We start from the raw sequence: 12,066 nt of genomic DNA on the forward strand, positions 1-12,066 counted from the left end.
CTTACAAAAGTTTAAGCACCGCCTCGTCGCCCATTACCGCATTGGCCGGACGCGGATGGCCGGCATCGAAAACAGCCAGGTCTTTCTGTTCTAACACTTTGGCAGGTTCTTCATCGATTTGTCCGTCCTTGCCGGTCACTGCTTTGAGGTCCAGTTTCAGGTGCTTGGCCATGAATGCATACATCGCCTTGCGTTTCGATGGGCCGTAATCGTGCTTCTCGTTGGCCAGATGTACAGCTTCCAGGTTATCCTTTTTGTTGTACAAGGCATAAACCTTTTGCATGAATGGGTATTCCACTTCCCGCGTGTTCTTGGTCCAGTCGCCGCCGTCCGAAATCATGATCATAGGGCGCGGGGCGGTTAATGCAGCTATTTCTACATTATTGGTCTGATAGTCGCCTTTTTTGTGGATAGGCAAGCCGCTTTCGCAGACACAGCCGCCGAAGAAATAGGCCGAAACCATCACCACCGGTACCGATACTTTCACGCGGTTATCCAATGCGGCGAGCAGGAACGTTTGCGTCCCTCCGCCCGATTCGCCCGTGCAGGCAACGCGGTTGGGGTCGACGCCCGGAATCGATAACAGGAAATCGAGTGAGCGGATGCTGTTAATGGTCTGCAATTTCAATGCTTTCGCCATTTTATGCTCGCATTGCTTCGCATCGCCTTGCCCTACCATGTCCCACACGAAGACGATCGCGCCCATACGTGCGAGCGTGGCGCAGCGCTTCTGCGTCTGCTCGCGGAAACGCCCGTGCGGGTTCTCGCCATGCCCGTGCGGCGCGAGGATGGCGGCGTAGGATTTCTGTTGTTTTAATGGTCTGTACAAATTACCCGTCACATAAATGCCCGGCATGCTTTCGAATGCTACATTTTCAATGGAGTATCCATCCATTTCTCTTTTGGAATGGATAATGGGCTTCGAGGTTGGCTTTTCAGGCAATGATTGCAAATCCATTCCATTGCGGATCTGCTGGCGAATCTGCGCCGCGCGGACTTCCCATTCTACTTTGGAAGCCGGAATATGTTTTTCGAGGAAAGCCTTGCCTTGTTCTTCGGTGAAATAGGCGCCCTGGCAGAGTTCGGCTTGCTGGGCGAGGCCCTGAGATGCGAGGCCAAGGAGGCCGAAAAGGATGGTATATGCGATTTTCATAGGAATGCCGGTTTGGTCAGAAAAGCGCAGGACCTCGGTGGGATACTGTTGGCAACCTAGGATTTTGGCCGCGGACCACTGACGGCCGACCGCTGAATGCATAATTATGTGATCTGTCGTCCGCGGTCAGCCGCCGGCGGTCATTCTCCCTCCCGCAACCCTACCGGAATAGCGACCTTCACATATCCCTTCAAAATGACAGCCTCCAACTTTTCCACCAGGCCCTTATATTCTCCATCAATCTGGAAATGCGCAGACTTTTGAACACATTCGATCGTCGCTTTTTCCACCGAAATCACCTTCATGATCTCCGGGTTAAAGTCGGTGCTGCCGGCGAGGATTTTGGCTGTTTCAATGAAATCAAGCTTTTTGGCAATGACCAGCTCGAAGAACCCGTCGCACATATCCCCGATAGGATTGATACTCACACCGGTACCGTATTTTTTGGCATTGGCTATAATGACGATCAATACCTCGGTTTCGAGCACTTCGTCGTCTGTGGTAATCTTTACGTCAAAGTTCTCGTGCTCGCTGAGTGTCCGCAGCATTTCGCGGGCGTACCCTAGCTTACCGCGGGTGTCGCTGTCCTCGTAGTTTTTAACAAGCAATGCATTCAACCCGATATCAGCTAAATGCAGACTAATTTCGCCATTAATCGAAACGGCGTCGATAGCGGACACTTCGCCTTCGAACGCCACTTCCAATGCCTGATCAATGGAGCCCGACAATCCGAAATCGGCGGAAAGACCGTTGGCGGAACCGGCAGGGATAATGCAGAGAATGGCGTCCGTACCATGTAATGCTTGCGCGACCATGGAAATCGTGCCATCCCCACCGGCTACCAGCACACGCTCCGGCCTGATATTTTCAACCATTTCCCTGATGGTCTGTTGATCGTCGTCGCCGGTGGTGGAGTAAATGCGCAGGTCGCAACCCTCGGCTTCCGATTTTCCAATAACCCTTTCAAAAATGACATCCTTGTTCACGTCTCCGGAAATGGGATTTACTACCAGCAAAACTTTCGGTTGTGAAGACATATTCGATAAATTAGGGACCTGATGTCGCAGAGGATAAAGATAGTTATGAAACGTTGTGACTTAAAACTATACCGTGGCTACGCCAATAAAAAGGAATTGACCGTATTTGGCCACGTGGTGAAAAAATACCCCTCCGGTGACCGGAAATATACCAGGCGTGGCTTTCGGTACGCAAAAACCATCATCGAGCTGTTCTCTATTAAAACCATTCCGTTCTTGAAGATCGTGCTGCATGTGGGTGAAAAGACCTTCGAAACGACTGCCGAGGCCGATGGCTATTTCCGTTTTCAGGTACCTCTCAGCGATGAAATGCCCAGCGGCTGGCATACCTACCGTGTTACCCTGAACGACGAGATCAATGGCAAAAAGTACCATGCGGAGAGTTCGGAAGAGTTTTTTCTGCCTTATAAAAGTTCCTACGGCGTCATTTCCGACATTGACGATACGTTCCTGATCTCGCACAGTCGCCGTTCGTTCAGAAAGTTATTTGTTCTGCTTTCCAAAAATGTACAGGCCCGAAAGCCATTTGATGATGTGGTAAAGCACTACCAGCTGCTTTCGTTCGCCAGCCGTGTTCACCCGCACAAAGACAACAATATCTTCTTTTACGTGTCAAGCAGTGAATGGAATTTGTACGACATGATCGTCCGGTTTGCCGAGTTGAACGGCCTGCCAAAAGCGGTTTTAAAGCTCAACAAAATCAAATCAGGACTCGACGATTTCGTGATGACCGGCAGTGGCTCACACGACCATAAGTTGCGAAAAATCCACAATATCATTGATTTCTATCCCGAATTGCAGTTTATTTTACTCGGTGACGATTCCCAAAAAGACCCTGAGATTTACGAGGAAATTTGCCGGACATTCCCCCAAAGCATCCGCGCGGTATACATGCGCCAGACGCGCAAACGGAGCAAGGCGCACACGGCCGCATTGCTGAAAAACATTCAGGATCTGGGAATAGACACCTGCTATTTCGCGCACAGCAACAAGGCGATCATCCATTCCCTCGACACCGGCATTGTTTTCCAGACGCCCACGGAGCCGGAGGTAAAGGAAATTGTGTCGAACGCCATTTCCTGACTTACTTTGCCGTTCCGGTAGGGATTATCTGCCGGCTGGTTTTGGCATATATCCGCCGTTTTGTAACTTGATCCCTCCCATTATTTGGAATAACCATGAAAAAAATCCTGATCGTTGAGGATGACCGCAGAATCGCTCAGAACATTTTCCGTGGATTGGCGGCGGAAAATTTCGAAGCGGAGATCGCCTATGACGGCATCACTGGCAAGCAGGTCGCCCTGGAAAAGAAATTCGACCTGGTGTTGCTCGACGTGAACCTGCCCGGAATGAAAGGCTATGACGTTTGCCAGCAGATCAGGATTTACAAGCCGTCGCTGCCCATTATTATGCTTACTGCTTTCGGCGAGATTGAAGACAGGGTGGAAGGGCTCAACAGCGGAGCTGACGATTACATTGTTAAGCCGTTCGATTTCAGGGAATTGCTGGCGCGTATCAATGCGGCATTACGGGTTTCCGATCTGTTGAACCCCGAGACTTCCGACAAAATCCTGCGCATTGCCGACCTGGAAATGAACCTGGGTACCAAGCAGGTAAAACGGGCGGGGAATGTAATAGACCTCACGGCCAAAGAGTTTGCATTGCTGGAATATTTCCTGCTGCACCGTGGGCGCGTAGTTTCGAAAATGGACCTTGCGGAGCACGTGTGGCATCTCAATTTTGACCCCGGAACGAACGTAGTGGAAGTGTATATCAATTACTTACGAAAAAAAGTAGATAGAGACTTCGCTACCAAGCTTATCCACACCCGGCCGGGCATGGGATATATTATGAAAGAAGAATAGGCCTCCATATGAAAATCAAAGACCGTATCGCCCTCCAATTCACGCTCCTGGTAGCGGGGGTGCTGCTGTTGTTTTCCATTGTCATTTACAGCGTTTCGGAACATTACCGCCAGGAGGAATTTTACGATCGACTGCGGAGCCGCGCGCGTACGACGTGCCGTCTGCTCGTGAAAGTGAAAGGAATTGACAAAGACCTGCTCAAATCTATCGACCAGAACACACTTTCAGAAATGCTCGATGAAAAGGTCTTGATTTTTGATTCGAAAAACGAGCTCACCTATTCCAGCGTCGACGACAAGCTGCTCACCTACCACACTTCACTACTCAATGAAGTGCGCGAAAAGCAATATATGGAGTTTCACCAGGGCGAAAACGAGGTAATCGGCCTGCTTTATCAGGAAGGCGACGATCCGCTCGTGGTACTAGCGTCGGCCTATGACACTTTCGGACATAGCAAGTTACAGAATTTGAAAAGCACACTCGGCTGGGGATTGCTGGCGGGCATCGCGGCCACGGTAGGGCTGGGGATATACTTTGCCGGGAATGCATTGAAACCGATTAGCCGCATCAATGCCCAGGTATCACTCATTACCGCCCAGAATTTGTCCCAAAAGCTCGACGAAGGCAACCGGAAGGATGAGATAGCACAGTTGGCAATCAACTTCAACACAGTACTTTACAGATTGAATAAGGCATTTGAACAACAAAAAAGCTTTGTATCCCACGCCTCCCACGAGCTCCGGACCCCATTAGCGGCTTTGAAATCCGAAATCCAGCTCGGGCAGCGCTTCAACAAGGATAACCCTGAAATAGAAGAGGTTTTTGCAAATCTGTTCTCGGATACCGAACGGCTCATTAGCATTACCAATAATCTCCTGTTCCTGGCCCGCTCCTACGAGAATATGGGTAATATGAAAATGACGCATATCCATATCGAGGACCTCGCTTTTTTGGCCAAAGAAGAACTGCTCTCCTCCCACCCCGAATATACGATGGTGATTGATTATGAAACGATCCCCGAGAATGAGAACGAGACGGTCATTGAAGGCAACGAGGAGCTATTAAAGAGGGTTTTCACCAACCTGCTCGACAATGCATGCAAATATTCGTCCGATCACAGCGCGCAAATACTGATTTCTTCCAACCACAAATCCTGCGTAGTAAAAGTCCGCGATCGCGGCATAGGTATCAGCGGAGACGACCTTCCGCATATTTTCAACCCGTTTTTCAGGTCTACCAACGCTACTGAGCTACCTGGGTTCGGAATTGGGCTCTCCATTTGCCAGCGTATTGTGGAGCTGCATCACGGCACTATTTCCGTAAGCAGCGAACTCGGTAAGGGCAGCGAATTTCAGGTACGGCTGAACCATATTTGAGGCCCGCGGGGCGCGGCCCCCGGGGCATTCTAATTTTTTTCTAAGGTTATTTTAAGGCTGGTGTAATACCGGTGTCGGAATATCGCACATTCTAACACGGAAATTATGCGAATATACCTCACCGGGCTCTTTGTACTCCTAACAACCGCCTTACACGCACAGGACACACTGCGGCTCTCGATCCGGCAGGCCGACAGCCTGTTTTTGCAAAATAATCTTGAAGTCCTGGCCGAAAAGTACCAAATCGACATTGCAAAGTCGGTCGAGATACAGGACAAGCTCTGGAACAACCCGACATTCGGGGTCGAAATCAGCGCCTATAACCCCTCTCGCGGAGCGCTGGACGTGGGCAAAAATGGTCAGAAAGCATTCACCATCCAGCAGCTCATCACCCGGGCGGGCAAGCGCAACAAGCAGGTCGCGCTGGACGTGGAATCGACCCGCAAAACTGAATTCCAGTTTTACAACCTGATCCGCACATTGAAATTCGAGCTCCGGCAGATTTTCTTCGAATCGTATTATCTCGAACAGACCATTGCGCTCTACGACAACCAGATCTCGACGCTCAGGACGACCGTTACCGCGTTTGACAGAGAGTATAACCGCAAGAATATCTCTCTGAAAGAGGTCGTTCGCCTGAAAGCACTCCTTTTCGAACTGACCAACGAGCGGGCCAATATCCTTTTTGAATTACAGGAAAACCAGCGCGACCTCCGCACGCTGCTGAGTACGGAACAACCTATCAAATCGCTGGTCGATAGCACAGAAATCCAACGCTATCACCTCGACCGATACAACATCGCCTCATTAAAAGAAAAGGCATTGCAAAGCCGTGCCGACCTGAAAGTGGCGCAATCGGAGACGAAACAGGCAGAATTAAACTACACATTGCAAAAAGCATTGGCAAAACCTGATATCCAGGTGGGTGCCGTGTACGACCAGGCGAGCAACTACGTCAATAATTACTTCGGTTTGAATGCTTCCATTGCGCTGCCGTTCTTCAACCGCAACCAGGGTAATATCCGCGCAGCCAGAAGCAGCATCAGCTATTACAAAACGGCCGAGAATGCGAAGCAAAATACGGTGAGCAACGAGGTCGACGCGGCCGTTCAGAAAGTTGGTATTGCAGACAAGGCTTTCCAGAGTGTGGAGGGCCAGTTTACCGACCAGTTCCAGCTTCTGAACAACGGTATTTACGACAACTTCCAAAAACGGAACATCTCTCTGCTCGAATTCATCGACTTTATCGAAACCTACAACGAGAGTATCAAGGAGTATAACCGCCTCCAAGCCGACCGTATCAAAGTATATGAAGAACTCAACTACGTCGTCGGGGAAGAGCTATTCAACTAACCCATTCAAACTGAACACAACTTATTCACGGCATTGCCATTAATGCACTTTCCAATGAAAAATTCACTGTATATCGTCGTCCTGGCCGTTGTTGGCGTGTGGCTGACTTCCTGCGAGCAAAAAAAGGCAGAAAACGACGAGTCGAAGGCGTTTATGCTTTCGGACACCATGATGAGCCGCATTAAAATCGACACCGTGCGTACCGAGTCGGTACGCAACGAACTTACGCTTGTAGGCAAGGTCGTACCGGACGAAAACCAGGTTATTAAAGTATATCCGCTGGTGGGCGGTAATGTGGAAGAAGTGGATGTGGAACTGGGTGACAACGTCCGCAAGGGACAGAAACTGGCGACGATCCGCTCGGGAGAAGTGGCAGATTTCGAGCGCCAGATGATCCAGGCGCAATCCGATCTGCTCATTGCGCAGAAAAACCTGTCGTCGACCGAAGATCTTTTCGAAAGCAAGCTCGTGCCGGAGCGTGATGTGATTTCCGCACGTCAGATCGTAGACAAAGCGCAGGCCGAACTGAACAGGGTTAAGGAAGTCTTCTCTATCTATGGTTTAGGTAAATCCACCAACTACACTGTAAAATCGCCGATCAATGGCTTTATCATCGACAAAAATGTGAACCGGGGAATGCAGCTGCGCTCGGATAACTCGGAGAGCCTGTTTACCGTAGGCCAGATCGCCGATGTATGGGTGATGGCGAATGTAAATGAAAGCGACATCCCGCGCGTGACGCTGGGGATGCCCGCGGAAGTACGCACGATCAGCTTTTCCGACGAGGTCTTCAAAGGGAAAGTCGACAAGATTTATAATGTCCTCGATCCTGAAACCAAGGCGATGAAAATTCGTATTCAGTTACAGAATGTCGGTTTCAAACTCAAACCCGAAATGCACGCCACGGTTACCCTCAACTTCGAGGAAGGCGACAAAATGCAGGCAATCCCATCGCAGGCCGTCATTTTCGACCGCAGCAAGAACTGGGTAATGGTTTACCACAGCCGCACAAAAATCGAAACACGCCCGGTAGAAGTGTACCGCTCCCTCGCCAACACCACCTATGTCAGCGAAGGCCTCAAACCCGGCGAGACCATTATTTCAAAAAATCAACTCCTCGTTTACGACGCGCTTAACGACTAAAATCCCATGAACAAATTCATCCGGGGGATCGTCGGGTTTTCTTTGAAAAACCGGTTCTTCATATTCTTCATGACAGGCCTGCTGATCATTTCGGGCATTGTCAGCTACCAGAACACGCCGCTCGAAGCGTTTCCGGACGTCACCAATACGCAGATCATCATCGTAACCCAATGGAACGGGCGCAGCGCGGAGGAGATCGAGCGCTTTGTAACGGTCCCTATCGAGGTCGCCATGAATTCCGTGCAGCAGAAAACCAATGTACGGAGCACCACGATGTTCGGTTTGAGTATTGTCAAAATCATTTTTGATGATAATGTAGAAGATTTTTTTGCCCGCCAACAGGTTAATAACCAGCTGCGCACGGTCTCGCTCCCCGATGGCGTAGAGCCCGACGTGCAACCCCCTTACGGCCCTACCGGCGAAGTTTTCCGGTTCACATTACAAAGCAAGGACCGCGACAGCCGTGAGCTACTCACCTTGCACAAATGGGTGATCGACCGGCAGCTTAGGAGCGTTCCGGGTGTGGCCGATGTGGTCGCATTCGGTGGTCGCGACAAGATTTACGAGGTGCAGGTAAATCCTACCAAGCTCGTCAAATACAACATTACACCTCTGGAAGTGTATCAGGCCGTTACAAAGAGCAATATCAACGTCGGCGGCGATGTTATCGAGAAAAACGGGCAGGCCTATGTGGTGCGGGGGATCGGGTTGCTGAACTCCATTCCCGACATTCAGAATATCATTGTAGAGTACGTGAAGGACAACCCGGTACTCGTGAAAGACGTGGCCGATGTGCGCGAGTCGGACATGCCGCGTGTGGGGCAGGTTGGGCTTGACGGTAATGACGACGTCGTGGAAGGCATCGTAGTACAGCGCAAGGGCGAAAATCCGAGCGAGGTACTGGCGCGGGTGAAGGACAAAATTGAAGAATTGAATACCAAAATACTCCCGCCCGATGTCAAAATGGTCACGTTTTACGACCGCGACAACCTGATCGATTTTTGCGCACACACCGTGAAACACAACCTTGTGGAAGGGATCGTGCTCGTAACCGTGATCGTGTTCCTCTTTATGGCCGACTGGCGCACGACGGTCATCGTGTCGATCATCATTCCCCTCGCGCTGCTGTTCGCGTTTATGTGTTTGAAATTGAAAGGTATGTCGGCCAACCTACTCTCGATGGGGGCGATCGACTTCGGGATCATCATCGACGGCGCCGTGGTGATGGTGGAAGGTATATTTGTGGCGCTCGACCACCTCGCGCACAGGAACGGCATGGACAGGTTCAACAAACTCTCGAAACTCGGCCTGATCAAACGTACCGGCGGCGAGCTGGGTAAAGCCATTTTCTTTTCCAAACTGATCATTATAACCGCATTGATCCCCATTTTCAGTTTCCAGAAAGTGGAAGGTAAAATGTTCACACCGCTGGCCTACACGCTGGGTTTTGCATTGCTCGGCGCATTACTGTACACCCTCACCCTCGTGCCGGTGCTATGTTCTATTCTGCTGAAAAAGAATGTGCGTGAGAAGAGCAATCCGGTGGTGCGCTTCTTCGACAATACCGTGACCAGGGGTTTTGAATGGTGCTATGCCCGTAAAAAGCTGAGTGTCATCTTCGCATTTGCATTCCTGGGCGCAACGCTCTTTTCGGCTAGATTCCTCGGTACCGAGTTCCTGCCTACGCTTAATGAAGGCGCGTTGTGGGTGGAAGCCAAAATGCCGATGAGCAGCTCGCTGGCCGAAACTACCAAAATGGTGACGACGCTTCGCGCCAAACTGAATGAATTTCCGGAAGTAAACGGGGTATTATCCCAAACTGGCCGCTCCAACGACGGTACCGACCCCTCAGGCTTCTATTATGTGCAAATGCAGGTGAATTTGAAACCGAAGGATGAATGGAAGCGCAAAATCAGCCAGGATGACCTGATCGAGGAAATGGACACCAAACTGAAACAATTCCAGGGAATCAACTACAACTATTCGCAGCCCATTATCGATAACGTGGCGGAGGCCGTGGCGGGGATGAATGCGAGTAATGCGGTGAAAATTTACGGAGACGACCTCGAAACATTGAATAACAAGGCCAACCAGGTGCTGGAAGCGATCAAGGACGTGCCGGGTATCAAAGACGTAGGTATTTTACGGAATATCGGCCAGCCGGAGATCAGTGTGATCCTGCACGACCATAAAATGGCGCAATACGGTGTAAGCATCGCCGACGCACAAGCCGTAATCGAAATGGCGATAGGCGGTAAAACGGCGTCTATCCTCTACGAAGGCGAGCGGAAATTCGATATCCGGCTGCGATACGAGCAACAATACCGCCGCACCGTCGACGACATTCAGCAGCTGATGGTACCCACGCTCACTGGCGGCAAGATTCCTTTGAAAGAAATCTCGACGATTCGCACTGTGACCGGGCCGGCATTTGTGTACCGCGACAACAACAAACGCTTTATCGGTGTGAAATTCTCCGTCCGCGAGCGTGACCTCGGCAGCACCATTGCAGAAGCGCAGTCGAAAGTCAAACCATTGCTTTCTTCTTTGCCAAAAGGTTATTCGGTAAGCTGGTCCGGAGAGTTCGAGAACCAGGTGCGGGCAACGGCGCGTTTGGGACAAGTAGTGCCCATCAGCCTGATCGGGATATTCATCTTGCTTTTCATCATGTTCAGCAACGCAAAAGATGCCGGGCTGGTGTTGATCAACGTACCCTTCGCGCTGATCGGCGGTATCCTCGCGCTCCACGTCACACACATGAACTTCGGTATTTCCGCGGGTGTGGGTTTCATAGCACTTTTCGGCCTGTGCGTGCAGAACGGCGTGATATTGATTTCGGTCTTCAACAAAAACCTGGCTGCGAGGATGACGCTGGATGAGGCGATACGGCAGGGGGTGAAATCCCGCATCAGGCCCGTGATCATGACGGCGCTGATGGCGGCCATAGGGTTGTTACCGGCCGCGGTTTCAACCGGCATTGGTTCTGAAACGCAAAAGCCACTGGCTATTGTCGTAATCGGCGGCCTGATCACCGCCACGGTGCTCACGCTATTGATATTCCCGATCATTTACGGCTTCTTCAACCGGAAGGTCAAAGTTTCTAAGTATGCTTGATTTCCGTAGTCATGCAGAGCGGAGTCGAAGCATCACGCAAGATGATACTTCGACTCCGTTCAGCATGACACCTCATTTTATATTTTGCCGCTGCTATGATTCAGCTTAGAGAAGTCGTATTGAATATGAAACACATAGCGAAGCGAAATGCCGAAATTCCAGCCGGAGCCGTCGCCTTCGATCCGCGCTCGTTCCGTTTCCACACCATTGACCTTGTAGACCAGATCGGTTGTTAGCGAATTACCCATACCCCACTGCTTGCGGGCAAAAAGCGACATGTCAATCGATTTGGCAACTTTGACCACATATTCTGCCGACGCTTCCACAAGGCCTGTCATGGATTTGGCAATGTGTGTATCGCTCGACAAGAACAAAGTATCGACGCCCAGCCGCCGCCCCTTCTCCCGGTAACCCGAAAACTCCATATAATCCTTCGACCTCCCCGAGTTAGGCACCAGTCCCGCACCCGCCCCAATCCAGAATGCCGATTTACGGACGGAAGGTCTACCAAAAAGCAGCCGTATTTTCCCGCGGAGGATCAGGCTATTCTTGTCGTTTTCCATCTGGTATTTCAGCGGATTATCGCCATAAATCATCAGTACATTATGGATTGCCGAGCGATCATATGCCAGTTCGACATTCCATTGCTCTTTAAAAACCCACCCGGCAGCAACACCCCATGCCGATACCGTGGGCGACTCGGTGCCTATCAGTTCATCGAAATCGTTATCGATCGTATTCCTGTCGTTTCGTACAAAGCCGCTCACACCCACATACCAGCGGTCATGGATTCTCACATCGCCGAACTTTTTCAACAACGATTCGGCATTGTACGGCTTTTCGCCAATGGGCCTGGTGTAGATTTTCCGGTAGTAATCCGCGTCCTGTGCCCGGACGTGCAGGAAAATGGTTAAGAAGAGGATCGTAAAAATGGGTTTCATAGAAGTGCGTCGGTTTTTTCTCCCCTTACGCGTGTCCCCAACCGATCGTTGCATCAAAAAAGCCGACTGGTGCAGTCGGCTGTA

General features: G+C 50.7%; 9 protein-coding genes. 6 read left to right on the forward strand and 3 right to left on the reverse strand.

What is annotated here, in order from left to right; translation table 11 throughout:
- Position 1: 1 nt before the first annotated feature.
- A complete protein-coding gene (locus IEY24_RS21995; RefSeq protein WP_188936065.1) occupies positions 2-1,153 on the reverse strand; it encodes an alpha/beta hydrolase family protein in 1,152 nt (383 codons plus the stop codon).
- A gap of 140 nt (positions 1,154-1,293) precedes the next feature.
- Positions 1,294-2,190, reverse strand: a complete 897-nt coding sequence (locus IEY24_RS22000; protein WP_188936067.1) for a diacylglycerol/lipid kinase family protein — start codon at positions 2,188-2,190, stop codon at positions 1,294-1,296.
- Between the two features lie 45 nt (positions 2,191-2,235).
- On the opposite strand from IEY24_RS22000, the gene IEY24_RS22005 reads away from it, so the two are divergent.
- The 6 genes from IEY24_RS22005 (at position 2,236) to IEY24_RS22030 (ending at position 11,041) form a co-directional block, all read left to right on the forward strand.
- Entirely contained in the window at positions 2,236-3,273 is a 1,038-nt protein-coding gene (locus tag IEY24_RS22005; protein WP_188936069.1) for an App1 family protein phosphatidate phosphatase, read from the forward strand.
- Positions 3,274-3,368: 95 nt separating this feature from the next.
- The gene (locus tag IEY24_RS22010) at positions 3,369-4,055 is read left to right on the forward strand and encodes a response regulator transcription factor (RefSeq protein WP_188936071.1); all 687 of its coding nucleotides are present in this window, start codon (positions 3,369-3,371) and stop codon (positions 4,053-4,055) included.
- 8 nt (positions 4,056-4,063) lie between these two features.
- Entirely contained in the window at positions 4,064-5,431 is a 1,368-nt protein-coding gene (locus IEY24_RS22015) for a HAMP domain-containing sensor histidine kinase (protein ID WP_188936073.1), read from the forward strand.
- A gap of 105 nt (positions 5,432-5,536) precedes the next feature.
- Complete coding sequence (locus IEY24_RS22020) at positions 5,537-6,784, forward strand: TolC family protein (RefSeq protein ID WP_188936074.1); 1,248 nt, start codon at positions 5,537-5,539, stop codon at positions 6,782-6,784.
- 54 nt (positions 6,785-6,838) lie between these two features.
- The gene (locus IEY24_RS22025; RefSeq protein WP_188936075.1) at positions 6,839-7,927 is read left to right on the forward strand and encodes an efflux RND transporter periplasmic adaptor subunit; all 1,089 of its coding nucleotides are present in this window, start codon (positions 6,839-6,841) and stop codon (positions 7,925-7,927) included.
- A gap of 6 nt (positions 7,928-7,933) precedes the next feature.
- Positions 7,934-11,041, forward strand: a complete 3,108-nt coding sequence (locus IEY24_RS22030; protein WP_188936076.1) for an efflux RND transporter permease subunit — start codon at positions 7,934-7,936, stop codon at positions 11,039-11,041.
- Between the two features lie 77 nt (positions 11,042-11,118).
- Here the strand turns inward: IEY24_RS22030 and IEY24_RS22035 are convergent, their stop codons facing one another.
- Positions 11,119-11,982, reverse strand: a complete 864-nt coding sequence (locus IEY24_RS22035) for a hypothetical protein (protein WP_188936077.1) — start codon at positions 11,980-11,982, stop codon at positions 11,119-11,121.
- Between the last annotated feature and the right edge of the window lie 84 nt (positions 11,983-12,066).

Source organism: Dyadobacter endophyticus, assembly GCF_014641595.1.
Taxonomy (GTDB): domain Bacteria; phylum Bacteroidota; class Bacteroidia; order Cytophagales; family Spirosomataceae; genus Dyadobacter; species Dyadobacter endophyticus.

Coding starts and splice junctions, on each gene's coding strand:
- IEY24_RS21995 (WP_188936065.1), bottom strand. CDS start 1,153: ATGAAAATCGCATATACCATCCTTTTCGGCCTCCTTGGCCTCGCATCT.
- IEY24_RS22000 (WP_188936067.1), bottom strand. CDS start 2,190: ATGTCTTCACAACCGAAAGTTTTGCTGGTAGTAAATCCCATTTCCGGA.
- IEY24_RS22005 (WP_188936069.1), top strand. CDS start 2,236: ATGAAACGTTGTGACTTAAAACTATACCGTGGCTACGCCAATAAAAAG.
- IEY24_RS22010 (WP_188936071.1), top strand. CDS start 3,369: ATGAAAAAAATCCTGATCGTTGAGGATGACCGCAGAATCGCTCAGAAC.
- IEY24_RS22015 (WP_188936073.1), top strand. CDS start 4,064: ATGAAAATCAAAGACCGTATCGCCCTCCAATTCACGCTCCTGGTAGCG.
- IEY24_RS22020 (WP_188936074.1), top strand. CDS start 5,537: ATGCGAATATACCTCACCGGGCTCTTTGTACTCCTAACAACCGCCTTA.
- IEY24_RS22025 (WP_188936075.1), top strand. CDS start 6,839: ATGAAAAATTCACTGTATATCGTCGTCCTGGCCGTTGTTGGCGTGTGG.
- IEY24_RS22030 (WP_188936076.1), top strand. CDS start 7,934: ATGAACAAATTCATCCGGGGGATCGTCGGGTTTTCTTTGAAAAACCGG.
- IEY24_RS22035 (WP_188936077.1), bottom strand. CDS start 11,982: ATGAAACCCATTTTTACGATCCTCTTCTTAACCATTTTCCTGCACGTC.